Genomic DNA, 16086 nt, shown 5'->3' with positions numbered 1-16086 from the left:
GAGTTTTCCTTAATAGTGTCGATGAACAATGACAAGGCAAGCCTTGTCGCCGGAAAGCAGGTCATGCGGAATCGGCAAGCGCGCGCTCGACCGCCGCGGCGATATCGAGCAGCCGCGCGTCCATACCGCGGCGCCCGGTGATCAGCAGGCCGACCGGCTGTCGATCGTGCAGGTCGCCGGGCAGGCTGATGCTCGGCAGGTCGAGCCGATTCGCGAATTCGGTCAACCGGAACGCACGCCCGTTCTGCTCGAGGTACGCGGCTTCGTCGGCGAGATCGGTCATGCGCGGCGGCAGCATCGGCACCGTTGGCGTCAGCACCGCATCCGCATCGCCGAGTTCGGCATCGTAGGTATCGGCCATTGCGGCGAGACGCAGCAGCGCGGCCGCATAATCGTGTGCGCGCACCTGCTCGCCCGCGGCAATGCGCGGTCCGACCAGCGGATCGTAGCGGTTCGCTGCCGTCGCGAGCCGCGCACGGTGCAGCATGAACGCTTCGGCCGCGATGATACCGCCCGCACGGGCGACGGCACCGGCCTCGGCCGCACAGTCGAGCCGCTTGCGCCGGATCCGCGCGCCGTGTGCGGAAAGCCGCGACAGCCACGCGTCGAATGCCCGCGCAACGACGGGATCGAGACCGTCGGTCGCGAACGGCTCGGGCACGATGAAATCCAGATCACGAACCGACACCGGCGTGCGCGCCGGCCGCCGTTCGCCACGACCGCACAGCACCTCGTCCGCGCGACGGCACAGGTCGACCGTCGCGGCCAGCAGGCCCGGTACATCGAAGCTGGTCGACAGAAACTGCATGCCGCCGTCCGGATAACGTCCGCGCGACGGCTTGAATCCGGTCACGCCGCAGAATGCCGCCGGAATGCGTGCGGAGCCGCTCGTATCGGAACCCAGCGACAGATCGGCCGCGCCAAGCGCGACCGACACGGCCGCGCCCGAACTCGATCCGCCGGCAACGCGCTCGCGCCGCGCATCGAGCGGTGTCGTCGGCGTCCCGTACGCGCGGTTCACGCCGAGCGCACCGTACGCGAACTCGGTCATCGCCGTCTGCGCGACCAGCACCGCTCCTGCACCACGCAATGCCGACACCGCCGTCGCGTCGACGGCGGCCGGCGGCGCGTCGGCAAGCACGCGCGAACCGGCATGCGTAATCCAGCCCGCGCAATCGAAGCATGCCTTCACCGTCAGCACGACACCGGCCAGCGGCAAGCCGGCCGCACCGGCGCGCCGCGGCGCATCGCATGCGTGCGCATCGGCCATCGCTGCGGCGTCGCGACGCGCCAGCCACGCCGTTTCGATGTCGTCGGGATACGCGTCGGCATGCGCGAGACATGCGCGCAGCCGGTCGACGCACGCCTGTTCGATCGCAGCGCCGTGATGCAAATCCGCCGAATTCATTTCCGCTTCTCCCGGATCATTCGTCATGCGAAGTGAACGTGCTTCAGGAAGTCCTGCACGCGCTCATCGGCGCTGCCGCGAATCCGTTCAGGCGGCACGTCGTACAGGATCCGGCCGTTTTCCATGAATACGATGCGATCGGATACCTTGAACGCGAAGTTCATCTCGTGCGTGACGATGATCATCGTCATCCCCTCTTTCGCGAGCGTTTCGACGACCTTCAGCACTTCGCCGACGAGTTCGGGGTCCAGCGCCGACGTCGGTTCGTCGAACAGCATGATCGACGGCCGCGTCGCGAGCGCGCGCGCAATGGCGACGCGCTGCTGCTGGCCGCCCGACAACTGATGCGGGTACTTGTTCGCATGCTCCAGCATCCCGACCTTCGACAACAGCGACAGCGCCTGCAGCCGGATCGCCGCCTCGTCGGCCTGGCGGTGATAGCACGGCGCCATCATCACGTTCTGCAGCGCGGTGCGATGCGGAAACAGGTTGAAGCTCTGGAACACCATGCCGATATCGAGAATGCGCTCGTTCGAGACGCGCGGCGGATGCGAACCCGACGCCCGGATGAACGGCTCGCCGTACAGGTCAATCTCGCCCGCGTTCACCGGTGCAAGGCCGTTGACGGTGCGAATCAGCGACGTCTTGCCCGAGCCGGACGGGCCGATGATCGACACCACTTGCCCCGGCACGACGTCGAGATGGATGTCCTTCAACACCTCGTGTCGCCCGTAGCGCTGCTGCACGCCCTTCAGGCGCAGCGCGAATTCGGCGTTCGCGCGCGGTCTCGGCGCGACGGCCGGCGCCGACAGCGGCAATTCCACGTGCGTGTGGCCGGCCGGCGCGGGTGCGCGGCGGCTGACGTCGAGGTGCCGCTCGAGATAGCCGAGCAGTCGGCTGAACACCGTGACGATCAACACGTAGTAGAACGCGACGGCCAGCATCGTTTCGAACACGAGGAAATTCTGCGTGTACAGCCGCTGCCCGACGAGCAGGATCTCGGCGAGCGAGATCACCGACACCAGCGACGTCAGCTTCACGATCGTGATGAACTCGTTCGCGAGCGCCGGTAACGCGATGCGGATCGCCTGCGGCATCACGATCATCCGCTGGATGCCGGTAAATCGAATGCCGAGCGCACGCCCCGCTTCGAGCTGCCCGCGCGGCACCGACAGGATCCCGCCGCGATGGATCTCCGCGAAATACGCGGTCTCGCTCAGCACCATCGCGATCAGGCCGGCCGTGAACGGATCGGACAGGACCGCGCTGGTCGCCGGAAAGACCTGCGGCAGGTTGTAGATGAAGACCAGCAGCACGAGCAGCGGCAGGCTGCGGAAAAACCAGATGTAGACGGCCGCCGCCCGCTTCAACAGCGGCCGGTGCGATTGCCGCGCGAGTGCCAGCGGGAAGCCGAGCAGCACACCGAGCACCCAAGCCGCGACGCTGAGTTCGACGACCACGACGCAGGCGCGCCAGAAATCCTTGTCCCCCAACAACTGAAACGCATAGTGCCAATCGAACTGCATCGAAAACTCCTCGACCCCGCAGGGTGATGCCCCGCCCGGCGCGCAGCGTGCACGCCGGTGCGGAGAGGCGCGCCGGCTCGGCACGCGATGATCGGGTCACGCGTACTTCGGGCCCTGCGGCGCGCCTACTTCGGGGTGCCGAGCGCGGCGGCGACGTCGGCGGGCGTCGGCTCCTGCAGCCCGTATTTCTTCACGAGGCTGCCGTACTCGCCGCTGCGCCTTGCGTCGCTCAGCGCGCCCTCGAGCGCGCCCAGCAGGCCGCTGTCGCCCTTCGTCACCCCCAGGCCGATCACGATCGGATAAAGCAGCGTCGTCGAGCCGATCTCGACACGCCCGCCCGTCTGCCGCGGGATCCCCTGCGCAACGGCTGCGTCCTCGATCTGGACGTCGACTGCCTTCGACATCAGCGCGGACGTCGCTTCAGGCGACGTCGGGAACTCGAGAATGGCGATCTCGCCGCGTCCGGTCGCCTTGCACGCATCCTGCGACAGCGCACGCAGCTTCGGCGTCCACGATGCACCCTTGATCGAGCCGACCCGCTTGCCGCACAGGTCCTGCGGCGTCCTGGGCAGGAACGTGCTGCCCTTCGCGACCAGCAGCGAGGCCCCCGTCTTCAGGTACGGGACGAAATCGACCTGCTTCACGCGGTCGGGCGTCACGTACAGCGCGGACGCAACGATGTCGAAGCGGCGCGCCTTCATCCCGAGGATCAGGTCCGGGAACCGCGTGTCCAGAAACACCGGCTCGAGATTCAGGTGGCGCGCCAGCATCCGCGAGAACTCGGCGTCGAAGCCGGCCGGCTTGCCGGCCTCCAGATACGCATAAGGTGGATACGTGAGATCGGAGCCCACCAGCAAGGTGCCGGGCCGGACGGTCTGCAGCGGAGCCGCCGCCGCGAACGAGCACGCGAGGGCCAGCGGCACGAGCGCGCCGCGAAGGAAATGGCGAAGCGGAAAACGAGCGGACATCGCAAGACTCCTGGGTTGTTCGGCTCCCGCGCTGAAATGCCGCAACGCCTCCCGGACGCCACCGCATGGGGCTTTCCGGGATTTTTCGCCGAAAATTGTTGAACAATTTCGGCCGATTCTGACCAGTTCAAATTGAAATCTGAATCCGGGTATACGCGATAACCGGCGCGACCGGACAGACACCGCATGCGCGCACACACGCGGCCTGTCGGCGCGGAGCACCGGCGCAGGCAAAGTGGAAAAAGAGGCGGGGGAACGCGATCCGGACGGATGTCCGCGAGGTACGGCGCCGGCAACGCGGCGCGCGCAGCGAAGGATCAAGAGGCGGCTTTCATCGTCCGGCTTGAACAGCGCGAAGCCCGCTCACGGCCGCCGGATGCGAGCCGCATCACCGGTTGCTGGGACGGTGGCGTTCGAACGCACGGCCGGCATGTTTGTCATGCCGGCCTGCACTCGATTGAGACGATTCCGTCAATACTGCGCCTGATCAGACGGATTCCTGAACAGCTGCTTCATCTCCGCCGACAGCGGATAGTTGAGGCTCACGCCCTTCGGCGGAATCGGCTGCGTGAACCACTGGTTGTAGAGCTTCTCGGCCGCACCCGACGTCTGCATTTTCGCAATCACGCCGTCGACGACATGCTTGAACGCCGGATCGTCCCTGCGCATCATGCACGCGTAGTTTTCATGGACGAGCGGTGTGCCCGCCACCGTGTACGCGCCCGGATTGCGGTCCTTCGCGATCTCGCCGTACAGCAGCGGCTCATCCATCACGAATGCCACCGCGCGCCCGGTCGTGACGTTCATGAACGCTTCGGCGTGATCCTTCGCGCTGATGATCGTCATGTTCATCGCCTTCTCTTCATTGAGCTTGCGCAACAGGCGCTCGTCCGACGTGCCGGCCGTCGTCGCAACCGTTTTGCCGGCCAGGTCGGAAAAGTCCTTCACGCCCGAATCCTTGCGCGTGCTGAAGCGGATGCCGTACAAAAAGATGCTGTTGGAAAACGCGGCCTGCTTCTGCCGTTCGAGCGTATTCGTCGTCGATCCGCATTCGAAATCGATCGTCCCGTTCTGCAGCAGCGGAATCCGGTTCTGCGACGTGATCGGGATTTCCTTCACCGCGAGATTCGGCAGGTTCAGTTCCGTCTTGAGTTGGTCGATGATGCGCGACGCGATGTCGCGCGAATAACCGATGTTCTTCTGCTGGTTGTCCGAATACGAGAACGGCACCGACGATTCGCGAATGCCCAGCGACACGACGCCCGTGTCCTTGATCTTCTTCAGCGTGCCGGTGAGGGCCTGCGCGTGCGCGCTACCCGCCAGCGCACAGGACAGCGCGACGGCCAGCCAGCGTAAGCGGCGATCCATGCTTTTCTCCTGACGAAACGTTGATCGAATCGCGATCGTACGCCCGACAAAATTCGCACCCTATCAGGGAAAGCGTAATCAACCTTCCACCGCAGCCAGGGCGTGAAAGATGTTTTCCGTACCGCGCAAACCGGCCCGCGCCGCACATTTCGCCCGATCGACCGCGCACGGGCTCACCCCCTCTTCTGTGCCACACGTTCCAAACACGCGTTCATGCTGCGGCGCAGCAACGTAATCGTTTGCGCACGCCCCGTTTTTTCTCGTGAAACGCACTCAAGAAGCCGCCACGCAGGCCGTTACCCAGTGCATGGCGCGTCGCAGCAACCTTGCTGCAACCGTCAGACAAAAAAGACAAGGTTCGGGTCAGCCGGATCAGCGCCACCGCCGGCACGACGGTTATCTACGAGGATCGAGTTTCAACATGAGAGCCAAACGATTCAATTTTGCGCTGGCGCGCTCCGCACATGCGCGCATGCTAGCCGGCATGCTGTCTGCCGCCGCCCTCCTGCCCCTCGCCGGTTGCGGCGGCGGCGGTGGCGGCGACGGCAGCAATCCGTCTTCCTCCAACGCGGCGCCGGCTCCGACGCCTGCTCCGACCACCCCGACGCCCGCTCCCACCACGGCCGGCAACAATGCATGCGCGACGCAGCAGGCCGCCGTGCAGATGGCGGCGCAGACGGCGCCGGCCGAAGCGCCGATCGATCACCTGATCGTCAAGCTGAAGACGCTGACGGCCACGCGTGCGATGGCGGCCATCGACAACGGGACGCGGCTCGACGCGGTGATCCAGCGCTCGATGACACGCTGGACGGCACCGGCTACCGGCAGCGCACGCGCCTATGCGAGCACGGTCGGGCAAACGCCGGTGAACGTACAGGTCGAACGGACGATCTCGAACGGCGCTGCCGTACTGTCGCTCGGGCAGCGCATGGCCGCCACCGACGCAGCCGCGCTCGCGCAGGCATTCGCAGCCGATTCGGACGTCGACTACGCGGAACCGGATCACCCGATGCAGATCCGCGACACGCCGAGCGATCCGCTCTACAGCCAGCAGTGGTACCTGTCCGACCCGACCGCGGGCATCGACCTGCCGCCCGCATGGAGCACGACCAAGGGTTCGCCGACCGTCGTCACGGCGGTGCTCGACACCGGCTACCGGCCGCATGCCGACCTCGTCGGCAACCTGCTGCCCGGCTACAGCTTCATCAGCAACGTCAACACCAGCAACAATGGCCTGACGCGCGGCCCTGACGCAACCGATCCGGGCGACTGGGTCACGCAGCAGGAACTCAGCAATGCGAACGGTCCGTACTATAACTGCGCGTCCGAGCCGAGCGACAGCAGCTGGCACGGCACCCGCGTGATGGGCGTGATCGGCGCGACCGCGAACAACGGCGCCGGCATCGCCGGCATCTCGTGGCTCGGCCGAATCCTGCCGGTGCGCGTGCTCGGCAAGTGCGGCGGTACGACGAGCGACATCGCGGACGGGATGCGCTGGGCGGCCGGCATTCCGGTCAACGGCGTCCCGAACAACCCGACGCCCGCGAAGGTCATCAACCTGAGCCTCGGCGGCGTCGGCGCGTGCAGCACGACGTTCCAGCAAGCGATCGACGACGTGACCGCGAAGGGCGTAACCGTCGTCGTCGCAGCCGGCAACGACGGCCTGTCGACCGGTCTCGACCAGCCCGCGAACTGCCGTGGCGTGATCAGCGTCGGCGCAACCGACGCGACGGGCCGCCGCGCGTCGTTCAGCAACTTCGGCGCCGATGTCGCGCTGAGCGCGCCGGGCGTCAACATCCTGTCGACGTCGAATACCGGCACCACGACGCCGGGCTCGGACACCTATGGCCTCGCGAGCGGCACCAGCCTCGCGACGCCGCAGGTGACGGGGGTCGCCGCGCTGATGCTGTCGGTGAACGGCAACCTCACGCCGGCGCAGATCCAGCAGAAGCTGCAGGGCGGCACGCGCACGACCAAGCTGGCGGCCGGCACGTCGTGTACCGCGATGCCGGCGGGCTCGGGCATCCTCGATGCAGGGGCCGCCGTCGCGTCAGCCAACTAAGCAACGCCACCCTGCTTCGACGCGGCCGCGCGCATGACGATATCGCATGCGCGCGGCCGTTTCATTGAAGGCGCTCCGGCGTCGATCCGATCGCGCATCGCCCCGATTACGTTTCTCGAAATAACGACTGACAAAAAGGTTGACGCTTCGCACAGCGACCCATTACCATCGCTCCCGTCTAATTACATGGAGTGTTCTGTGAACACCGATGCGAGTTGTAGTTGGTCCTTGACCAACTTGACTGCTGCCTGAGGAAAACGCGCAGAGCCTCGTCTTCTGCCGCATCCCGGGAAGCAGGATGCGGCGCCCTTCCGGCCTGACTGGCCAGATCTCCCGCCGAATTTTCATTGTTGTCGAATGCACGCGATACGCCATCGCGCGCGTGCATTCGTGTTGCGCGCAGCGTCAGCTGCGTGCGCTTTCCGTTCGCGTGCCGTCCGGCCGCGCGCCTTCGTGCGTGCGTCGCCGCCGATCGCCCGTGCCGATCATTCGCAACCGACAGGAGTGCAGATGAACTCAGACGACAGTAGTCGATTATCGCTCGCCGGTGCGACGCTGCGCATCGCCCCTCCGGCCGCACCGCACGCGCCGGCGAGCGTTCCCGCCTTCTCCGATCCACAACCGATCGCGCCTGACGCGACGCGGCAGGGAGCGCTCGTGCGTCGATAACGTCACGGTCGCTCCCCGCCCGCCGCCTCGTGCGCAGGGACCGACTCATGACAACACGACACAACACATCGCAAAAGAAACAGCGCGGCTACATCAAGGCCGGCGCCGGCCCGCAGAACGACCCGCGCATCATGCGCGCCGCGCAGGAAGCGGCCCGTCCGCTCGAAGAGACGCTAAAGTCGCTGAACACCAGCACGCGCGGCCTCACCTACGACCAGGCCGCCGACCGCCTGCAGCACTACGGCCCGAACGAAATCGCGCACGACAAGCCGCCGCACTGGACCCGCCAGTTGCTGCTCTCGTTCCACAACCCGTTCGTCTATGTGCTGCTGGTGCTGGCCGCCATCAGCTTCTTCACCGACGTCTACTTCGCGGCGCCCGACGATCGCGACTACGTCGGCATGACGATCCTGCTGACGATGGTCACGATCAGCGCGCTGCTGCGCTTCGTGCAGGAATTCCGTTCGCTGCGCGCCGCCGAGAAGCTGAAGGCAATGGTCCGCACGACCGCGACCGTGCAGCGCGCGGTAACCGACACGTCCGAACCGTCGCGTCGTGAGGTGCCGATGCGCGAAGTCGTGGCCGGCGACATCGTGCACCTGTCGGCCGGCGACATGATCCCGGCCGACGTGCGCCTGCTCGCGTCGCGCGACCTGTTCATCAGCCAGGCCGTGCTGACCGGCGAGGCGCTGCCCGTCGAGAAGTACGACACGCTCGGCGCGGTCGCCGGCAAATCCGCCAGCACGCATGCGGCGGATGCTGCGACCGATACGTCCGCATCGCTGCTCGATCTGGAGAACGTCTGCTTCATGGGCACCAATGTCGTCAGCGGCACGGCGACGGCCGTCGTCGTGGCGACCGGCGAGGACACCTACTTCGGCTCGCTCGCGCGCAACGTCGTGAGCCACAAGCGCATCGAGACGAGCTTCGACCGCGGCGTCGCGAGCGTGAGCTGGCTGCTGATCAAGTTCATGTTCGTGATGGTGCCGATCGTGTTCATGATCAACGGTTTGACCAAGGGCGACTGGCTGAGCGCGCTCACGTTCGCCCTTGCGGTGGCCGTGGGCCTCACGCCCGAGATGCTGCCGATGATCGTCAGCGCGAATCTCGCGCGCGGCGCGGTGGCAATGGCGCGCCGCAAGGTGGTCGTCAAGCGCCTGAACTCGGTGCAGAACTTCGGCGCGATGGACGTGCTGTGCACCGACAAGACCGGCACGCTCACGCAGGACAAGATCATCCTCGAACATCACCTCGACCTGTCGGGCCACAAGGACGAGGAGATCCTGCGGCTCGGCTGGCTGAACAGCTTCCACCAGAGCGGCCAGAAGAACCTGATCGACATCGCGGTCGTCGCGCGTGCCGACGCAATCGGCGAGCGCGTGAAGCCGCAGGGCTACAAGAAGATCGACGAACTGCCGTTCGACTTCGTCCGCCGGCGCCTGTCCGTCGTGGTCGAGGACACGCGCGGCACGCACCTGCTGATCTGCAAGGGCGCGGTCGAGGAAATGCTGGCCGTCTCCACGCACGTGCAGGACGAGGACGGCGTGCGTCCGCTCGACTTCGTCGCGCGCAAGCGGCTGCTCGAACAGGCCAGCGCCTACAACGAGGACGGCTTCCGCGTGCTCGTGCTCGCGACGCGCACGATCCCGCGCGGCGACGAGCGCCAGCAGTACCGCACCGCCGACGAACACGACCTCGTCGTGCGCGGCTTCCTGACCTTCCTCGATCCGCCGAAGGAATCGGCCGCACCGGCGCTCGCCGCACTGCGCGAAAACGGCGTCGCGGTGAAGGTGCTGACGGGCGACAACCCGATCGTCACGATGAAGGTGTGCCGCCAGGTCGGCCTCGAACCCGGCAAGCCGATGCTCGGCACGGAAATCGAAGCGCTCGACGACGCGACGCTCGCTGAAGTCGTCGAACGCACGACCGTGTTCGCGAAGCTCACGCCGCTGCAGAAGGCGCGCATAGTGAAGGCGCTGCAGGCGAACGGCCACACGGTCGGCTTCCTCGGCGACGGCATCAACGACGCGCCTGCGCTGCGCGACGCCGACGTCGGCATTTCGGTCGACAGCGGCGCCGACATCGCGAAGGAAACCGCCGACATCATCCTGCTCGAAAAGAGCCTGATGGTGCTCGAGGAAGGCGTGATCAAGGGTCGCGAGACGTTCGGCAACATCCTGAAGTACCTGAACATGACCGCGAGCTCGAACTTCGGCAACGTGTTCTCAGTGCTGGTCGCCAGCGCCTTTCTGCCGTGGGAGCCGATGCTCGCGACCCAGCTGCTCGTGCTGAACCTGATCTACGACACGTCGCAGATGTTGCTGCCGTGGGACAAGATGGATCCCGAGTTCCTGAAGAAGCCGCGCAAGTGGGAAGCCGGCAACATCAGCCGCTTCATGCTGTGGGTCGGGCCGACGTCGTCGGTGTTCGACATCACGACGTACATCCTGATGTGGACCGTGTTCGGCGCGGGTGCGATGTATCACCTGAACGGCGGCACCGGCGGCCAGATCGTGATGAATTCGGGCTGGTTCATCGAAAGCCTCGTATCGCAGACGCTCGTCGTACACCTGCTGCGCACGCAGAAGATCCCGTTCCTGCAGAGCACGGCCGCGCTGCCGGTGCTGCTGTCGACGTTCACCGCGATCGCGATCGGCTGCTGGCTGCCGTTCTCGCCGTTCGCGGAATCCCTCGGCTTCATGCACCTGCCGGGCAACTTCTGGCCGTGGCTCGCCGCGACGATGGTCGGCTACATCCTGCTCGCGCAGATCGTCAAGACGATCTACGTGCGCCGCTACAAGCAGTGGTTCTGAAAGCCATTTCCTGAAGCCGGCCGGCCCGCGTGCCCCTATGCGGGCCGGCCGGCTCGCCACGCACGACAGGTGATCCAATGAAAAGAATGCTTCCGCTCGCAGCCGCGAGCGCCCTTCTCGCGCCGTTCGATGCCCTCGCCACCCATCCGCTCGTCAGCGACGACACGGGCACGCAGGGCAACGCGAACTGGCAGTTCGAGTTCAACGCCGAGGAAACCTCGAAACAGGAAGAAAACGGCCGTCACCAGCTGTGGAACGCAACGCTCACGCGCGGGTTCGGCGATCACGCCGATCTTTACGTGAACGTGCCGTACACGCATCTGCAGACACGCACCGACGAAAATGGCGCCGGGGTCGGCGATGTCGAGATCGGCATGAAATGGCGGTTCGTCGAACGCGGCCCGCTGTCGATCGCGCTGAAGCCGAAACTGACGACGCCGACCGGCAACGACCGGCGCGGGCTCGGCACCGGCCGCGTGGGTGCCGGCGCAACGCTGCTCGCGCAGCTCGACGTCGCGCGGTTTTCGTTCCTCGCGAATGCGGGCATGACGTACCAGCCGAATCGTCAGGGCGACCTGACGTCGATCTGGGCCGTGTCGGGCGCGGCAATCTACAAGGTGACCGACACGTTGCAGATCGTGGCCGACATCGGCACGTCACGCAACACGGCAAGCAGCGCCGGTGCGAATCCTGCATTCGTGATCGCGGGCGCGATCTATTCGCCGAAACCGTGGCTCGATCTCGACATCGGCTACCGGCGCGGGCTGAACGACCAGACCTACGATCATTCGGTAATGGGCGGCGTGACGGTGCGGTGGTAACAAGCCGATACCCCGTATCGAACCGCATACCCGGCCGCAAGACGACGGGCCGCTTCCAGCGGCCCGTTTTCTATTGCGCATCGTTCACGCCGAACAGTTGCGCGCACACGGCGCGCCCATCGTCGGTCAGCGCGGCGCTGCCGGTGCCGTCCTCGTTCAGCGTCGTCACGCTCAGGCCCGCGGCGTCGAGCTGCGTCAGCACGCGGCGCAGCGTGCTCATCGGCAGTTGCGTGCGTTTCGCGATCTTGGGCAACGACCAGGTCTTGCCGGCCGGATCGCTCGCGGCGTCGTTCAGCGTCGCAAGCGTTGCGACGAAAGCGGGATCGAGCGGGGAGTCGTCGGATTCAGAAGTCATGGGTTGTGGTCGGTGAGCAAGACAGGGGCTGTCGTTCGGGCGTCCGGCACGCGATCGGGCAACCGCCGCCGGCCGAGGACACTATACCGTTTCATCCATCATGCATGCTTGATCGCGGCACGCATGAACGACACGAAGCGTGTGGTGACGGGATCGTCGCGGCCCGACAGCCACGCGAGCCCGACGCGCCACTTCGCGTCCTTGCCGTCGAGCGGCAATACCGTCGCGTCACGCAGCAGATATTGCGCACGCGACGGAATGAACGCGACGCCCGCTCCGGCCGCAACCGATGCGAGCACCGACTGCACATCTTCGGCCTGCTGCGTCACGTGCGGCACGAAGCGGCGTTCGACGCACCACCGGTCGACCTGCGCGGCCAACCCTTGCCCGCGTGCGCGCTGCAACGCGATGAAGCCGATTTCGTTGAGCGTGCCGAGATCGGCCGGCACACGCTTCAGGCCGAGATGCGGCGGCACCGCCAGCGCCAGCGCCTCATCGATCACCTTGAACGACGACAGTCCTTCGTCCGACGGCAGACGCAGGAACCCGGCATCGAGCTTGCCCGCGCGCAACCGACGCGTCTGCTCCGCGGACGACAGGTCGCTCAGCGTGACGGCAATGCCGGGATTCCGGCTGCGAAACTCCGCGACGAGCCGTGGCACGAGCGTCAGCACCGACAGGCAGATGCCCAGCCGCAAATGACCGCGCTGCCCGCTCGACAGCTCACGCGCGCGGGCAAGAATCTCGTCCGCATCGCGCACCAGCGCCTGCGCATCGGGCAGGAAACGCTCGCCGAACGCGGTGAGCTCCGCACCATGCCGGCCGCGCTCGAACAGCTTGCCGCCGAGGCTCGCCTCGAGCGCGCCGATCTGCTTGCTCAGTGCCGGCTGGCTCATGTGCAGCGAATCGGCCGCGCGGCTGAAATGGCACAGCTCGGTGACGGTCAGGAATGTCCTCAGAAGTTTCAATTCCATTCTTGAAAGGAATATCAACGATCAAAACATTCATTTTACCGATTGAATGCGATGACGTTCAATACGGACATGCCCTTTCAGGAATCGCCCGTCATGTCCGTTGATCTCGTCAGTGAATGTCCGCCCGACGACGCTTCGTGCGCACCGGCCGCCATCGACGGGCGCGCCGCAACAGCCGATCCGCGCGCACCGAAACGTCGTGCCGAACGAGTCAAGCGTGCCGAACGCGCTAGCGGCCGTGGCCGCCGCTTTCGTTTCGGCGATGCCGTGGACGCGATGAGCGCGATGAACGACGCGCCGCCGCGCCCCGTGACCGGCTCGATCGCGCTCAGCTTCGCGGTGGTGTCGCGGCGAAACTGGCCACGTTGAATGGCGCGCGGCGCCCGTGCATGCTGTTCATGCCTGCCCTCGCCGTCGCGACGTCAAAACGCGCGATGTCCTCACCCGAGCGCCAGGTCGGCGATATCGATGCGATAGCAGTTGCCGTCCGTACCGATCGCATGAAGCACGCGGCCGCGGCCAGTCATTCGGGCGATCTCGACCGGTTCGGAACCATCGCGCTGCAAGCGATACGTGCGCACCAATCGAGCATCGCCACCGCCATCGATACGCACCAGGTACAACATGTCACGTTCCTGATACGAGCCGCAGAGCAGCGCCACGTATCCGTCGGGCCGCGTCACATCCTCCATGAGCGCGAACGCATGGCTGCCGCTGACCGGCATGCGCGATGACCAGACGGTTTGCCGGTCGCGCACGCGGGCGAGCGCGAATGTGTTGTAGTAGTAGATCCATGCGTCCCGGTCGTCCGGAACGTTGAGCGCATAACAGCAGTCGATCGGCCCGAACCCCGGCGACGGAGCAAACGCATAGCGCTTCTCGCCGGCCCGGCTCCATGCGATCAACCCTGGCGCGCCGACCGGCGAATCCCAGCCCAGATTGCCGTATACGCCCTCGTCGAAATAGGACGTCCAGATTTCCCCGGCAGCCGTGGCCTGCACGGCCGCGATGCCGTCGCCGAGCAGGATTGCGCCGCACGGCGTGCCGTCGCGCCGATAGAACCGGCCATTCAGGTCGAAATCGTCGTCCCCGCGACGGACGGATCGGCAGCACACCAGCAGCAGATCGTCGCCGACAGGCTGGATGTCGTGAATATTGAACGGCGCGTTATCGATCACGCAGTCCAGGCGAACCTCGCCGCCCTGCCAGGCAATCACGCGATACCGCTGCGACGCCGACGGCACAATTTTCGCAAACGACCCGCCGCTCGATAGCGTCCTGTCGTCGCGCGGCTCCAGCGCAAACGCCATGTACAACGCGTCATCCGGTCCGACGTTGCAGGCAACCAGTTCCCCCGTCGCGGACAGGCTGTCGATCGATACGCAAGGCTGCACGGGTAACGCGTGCGGGCGACTGGACATGGGCGCTCCTGTAAATGATCTCGACATCTTGCCGGCTGTTCCATCGTTTGTCAGGCAGGCGCGGCATATCGACGCAAATCGCCACGCAAAGAGGCGTCACCCCGCCGAACAGTGCCTGCGCCATTCGCCGAATCGCGGATCGTTTCCCGCCTTCAATCGTCATCGTCCCGCGATCGACCGTATAATTTTCCGCATCCCGCTGACCACCCATACATTCCACGCAGCCTCACCGCGCGTGAAAAGGAGACGTTCGCTTGACCGGCCTCATCGCGCGCCTGCCCTTCGCCCGAGCCACCCTGCTCGCCGCCCTGTCGATGCTGGTGCTCGCCTTCTCGACAAACGCGTCGTCCACGCCACGCAACCCGCCGCCGCGCGCCGCGCACGTTCATGCACCGGCGAAGGCCGTCAAGAAAACCGTCAAGAAGAAGCCGGCCCAGCGCAACAAGAAGGCCGTCAAGCATCGCCGCCCGCGTGTGAAGCACCAGGCAGTCAAGCGTCACGCGGCACCGGCCCCGCAGCAGCGTCGCGCCAAGCGCGCAACCGCCGTGCGCCCGCGCCCGGCCGCCAAGCCGCGCCTGATGGCGAGTTGCGGCTATAGCCCGCGCGCGGTCAATTCCCTCCATTCACGCGCGGCCTACGTGCTCGACGTCGACTCCGGCACGCCGCTGCTGGCGCGCAACGCACGCACCGTGCGGCCGATCGCGTCGATCTCGAAGCTGATGACGGCCGTGGTCGCACGCGACGCGGACCGTCCGCTGAACGGCGTGCTGCGCGTCACCGCGCACGACCGCGACACGATCAAGTTCACCGGGTCGCGCCTGCAGGTCGGCTCGGAACTGTCGCGCCGCGAGATGTTCCATATCGCGCTGATGTCGTCGGAAAACCGCGCGGCCGCCGCGCTGAGCCGCGACTATCCGGGCGGACGCGCCGCCTTCGTCAAGGCGATGAATCGCGAAGCGCGCCGGCTCGGCATGCGCCATACGCACTTCCGCGAGCCGACCGGCCTGTCGCCGCACAACGTGTCGACGGCCGAGGATCTCGCGAAGCTCGTCGGCGCGGCGGCGCAGGATCCGCTGATCCGCTATTTCTCGACGGATACGTCGACCACCGTGCGCCCGGGCGACGGCGAGCTGCTGTATGTGAATTCCGACCCGCTCGTCCGCTACCGCCGCCTGCCGATCCGGCTGCAGAAGACCGGCTTCATCAACGAGTCGGGGCACGGCGTCGTGATGCGCATGCGCGTGAAAGGCCGCCGCGAAACGGTCGTGCTGCTCGGCGCACCCACGCGCGCGGGCGTCTCGAGCGATGCCATCAAGATCCACCGCTGGCTGTCCTGCTCGATCCAGTAAGCGCACACGGGCGGCCGGCGCGTTCACCCTACGGGAGCGATGCCATGCAGGACGAATATCGCTTCAACGCATTCGGACGGCTGCTGGCCGTCGTGCGCATGAACGGCCGCTGGGCCGTGTTCGATCTTGGCACCGAAGGCAAACGGCGCCCGGCCAACCTGCATGTTCCGCCGACGCTCGCCGCCGACGAACTCGCGCAGTACCTCGGCGACCTGCTGCACGAGAACGCGACCCCGAGATACAGCGAAGTCGTTCCGGTCCCGGTCCCGCTTCGCAGCGCATGACCGCCCTCCTGCCGCGCCTCGACTCGGCGGGAAAATCGACAGTTAAACTTGCAAGTTTAACTGTCGTG

13 protein-coding genes are annotated in these 16086 nt (G+C 66.1%); 6 read left to right on the top strand and 7 right to left on the bottom strand.

Going from position 1 to position 16086, the window contains the following annotated elements; all coding sequences use genetic code 11:
• Positions 1 to 61: 61 nt before the first annotated feature.
• From ACPTTC_RS24285 to ACPTTC_RS24270, 4 genes are all read right to left on the bottom strand, one after another.
• Complete coding sequence (locus tag ACPTTC_RS24285; protein WP_423394243.1) at positions 62 to 1408, bottom strand: amidase family protein; 1347 nt, start codon at positions 1406 to 1408, stop codon at positions 62 to 64.
• Between the two features lie 23 nt (positions 1409 to 1431).
• Entirely contained in the window at positions 1432 to 2934 is a 1503-nt protein-coding gene (locus tag ACPTTC_RS24280) for an amino acid ABC transporter permease/ATP-binding protein (protein ID WP_423394242.1), read from the bottom strand.
• 125 nt (positions 2935 to 3059) lie between these two features.
• Entirely contained in the window at positions 3060 to 3902 is an 843-nt protein-coding gene (locus ACPTTC_RS24275; RefSeq protein ID WP_423394241.1) for an ABC transporter substrate-binding protein, read from the bottom strand.
• Between the two features lie 471 nt (positions 3903 to 4373).
• Positions 4374 to 5270 (bottom strand): glutamate/aspartate ABC transporter substrate-binding protein, encoded by an 897-nt coding sequence (locus tag ACPTTC_RS24270; protein ID WP_423394240.1) that lies wholly within the window; start codon positions 5268 to 5270, stop codon positions 4374 to 4376.
• A gap of 421 nt (positions 5271 to 5691) precedes the next feature.
• On the opposite strand from ACPTTC_RS24270, the gene ACPTTC_RS24265 reads away from it, so the two are divergent.
• The 3 genes from ACPTTC_RS24265 to ACPTTC_RS24255 all read left to right on the top strand — a co-directional run bounded on the left by ACPTTC_RS24265 (position 5692) and on the right by ACPTTC_RS24255 (position 11635).
• On the top strand, positions 5692 to 7332 hold the full coding sequence (locus tag ACPTTC_RS24265) for a S8 family peptidase (RefSeq protein WP_423394239.1): 1641 nt from the start codon (positions 5692 to 5694) through the stop codon (positions 7330 to 7332).
• 716 nt (positions 7333 to 8048) lie between these two features.
• Complete coding sequence (mgtA, locus tag ACPTTC_RS24260; protein WP_423394238.1) at positions 8049 to 10814, top strand: magnesium-translocating P-type ATPase; 2766 nt, start codon at positions 8049 to 8051, stop codon at positions 10812 to 10814.
• Positions 10815 to 10891: 77 nt separating this feature from the next.
• Positions 10892 to 11635 (top strand): transporter, encoded by a 744-nt coding sequence (locus tag ACPTTC_RS24255; RefSeq protein ID WP_175966443.1) that lies wholly within the window; start codon positions 10892 to 10894, stop codon positions 11633 to 11635.
• Between the two features lie 70 nt (positions 11636 to 11705).
• On the opposite strand, the gene ACPTTC_RS24250 is transcribed toward ACPTTC_RS24255, so the two are convergent.
• On the bottom strand, positions 11706 to 11990 hold the full coding sequence (locus ACPTTC_RS24250) for a transcriptional regulator (RefSeq protein WP_423394237.1): 285 nt from the start codon (positions 11988 to 11990) through the stop codon (positions 11706 to 11708).
• Positions 11991 to 12088: 98 nt separating this feature from the next.
• Positions 12089 to 12964 carry a LysR family transcriptional regulator gene (locus ACPTTC_RS24245; protein ID WP_175966447.1) on the bottom strand — a complete coding sequence of 292 codons (876 nt, stop codon included), beginning with the start codon at positions 12962 to 12964 and terminating at the stop codon, positions 12089 to 12091.
• 51 nt (positions 12965 to 13015) lie between these two features.
• On the opposite strand from ACPTTC_RS24245, the gene ACPTTC_RS24240 reads away from it, so the two are divergent.
• On the top strand, positions 13016 to 13333 hold the full coding sequence (locus ACPTTC_RS24240) for a hypothetical protein (protein WP_423394236.1): 318 nt from the start codon (positions 13016 to 13018) through the stop codon (positions 13331 to 13333).
• Between the two features lie 71 nt (positions 13334 to 13404).
• Here ACPTTC_RS24240 and ACPTTC_RS24235 read toward each other — a convergent pair whose 3' ends face one another.
• The gene (locus tag ACPTTC_RS24235; protein WP_423394235.1) at positions 13405 to 14274 is read right to left on the bottom strand and encodes a hypothetical protein; all 870 of its coding nucleotides are present in this window, start codon (positions 14272 to 14274) and stop codon (positions 13405 to 13407) included.
• 365 nt (positions 14275 to 14639) lie between these two features.
• Here ACPTTC_RS24235 and ACPTTC_RS24230 point away from each other — a divergent pair, with 365 nt between their 5' ends.
• Both ACPTTC_RS24230 and ACPTTC_RS24225 read left to right on the top strand, forming a co-directional pair.
• Complete coding sequence (locus tag ACPTTC_RS24230) at positions 14640 to 15734, top strand: serine hydrolase (RefSeq protein WP_423394234.1); 1095 nt, start codon at positions 14640 to 14642, stop codon at positions 15732 to 15734.
• A 44-nt stretch (positions 15735 to 15778) separates the two neighbouring features.
• Positions 15779 to 16018: a DUF7661 family protein gene (locus tag ACPTTC_RS24225; RefSeq protein WP_423394233.1), complete on the top strand. Its 240-nt coding sequence runs from the start codon at positions 15779 to 15781 to the stop codon at positions 16016 to 16018.
• Positions 16019 to 16086: the final 68 nt, after the last annotated feature.

It is taken from the genome of Burkholderia mycopellens (assembly GCF_964265025.1).
Lineage (GTDB): Bacteria > Pseudomonadota > Gammaproteobacteria > Burkholderiales > Burkholderiaceae > Burkholderia.
The sequence above is the reverse complement of the archived record's forward strand: the minus strand, read 5'-3'. Positions and strand labels throughout refer to the sequence as shown.

Bases quoted from the DNA above. Each gene is read 5' to 3' on its own strand.
- ACPTTC_RS24285 (WP_423394243.1), bottom strand. From the start codon at position 1,408: ATGAATTCGGCGGATTTGCATCACGGCGCTGCGATCGAACAGGCGTGC.
- ACPTTC_RS24280 (WP_423394242.1), bottom strand. From the start codon at position 2,934: ATGCAGTTCGATTGGCACTATGCGTTTCAGTTGTTGGGGGACAAGGAT.
- ACPTTC_RS24275 (WP_423394241.1), bottom strand. From the start codon at position 3,902: ATGTCCGCTCGTTTTCCGCTTCGCCATTTCCTTCGCGGCGCGCTCGTG.
- ACPTTC_RS24270 (WP_423394240.1), bottom strand. From the start codon at position 5,270: ATGGATCGCCGCTTACGCTGGCTGGCCGTCGCGCTGTCCTGTGCGCTG.
- ACPTTC_RS24265 (WP_423394239.1), top strand. From the start codon at position 5,692: ATGAGAGCCAAACGATTCAATTTTGCGCTGGCGCGCTCCGCACATGCG.
- mgtA (WP_423394238.1), top strand. From the start codon at position 8,049: ATGACAACACGACACAACACATCGCAAAAGAAACAGCGCGGCTACATC.
- ACPTTC_RS24255 (WP_175966443.1), top strand. From the start codon at position 10,892: ATGAAAAGAATGCTTCCGCTCGCAGCCGCGAGCGCCCTTCTCGCGCCG.
- ACPTTC_RS24250 (WP_423394237.1), bottom strand. From the start codon at position 11,990: ATGACTTCTGAATCCGACGACTCCCCGCTCGATCCCGCTTTCGTCGCA.
- ACPTTC_RS24245 (WP_175966447.1), bottom strand. From the start codon at position 12,964: ATGGAATTGAAACTTCTGAGGACATTCCTGACCGTCACCGAGCTGTGC.
- ACPTTC_RS24240 (WP_423394236.1), top strand. From the start codon at position 13,016: ATGACGTTCAATACGGACATGCCCTTTCAGGAATCGCCCGTCATGTCC.
- ACPTTC_RS24235 (WP_423394235.1), bottom strand. From the start codon at position 14,274: ATGGCGTTTGCGCTGGAGCCGCGCGACGACAGGACGCTATCGAGCGGC.
- ACPTTC_RS24225 (WP_423394233.1), top strand. From the start codon at position 15,779: ATGCAGGACGAATATCGCTTCAACGCATTCGGACGGCTGCTGGCCGTC.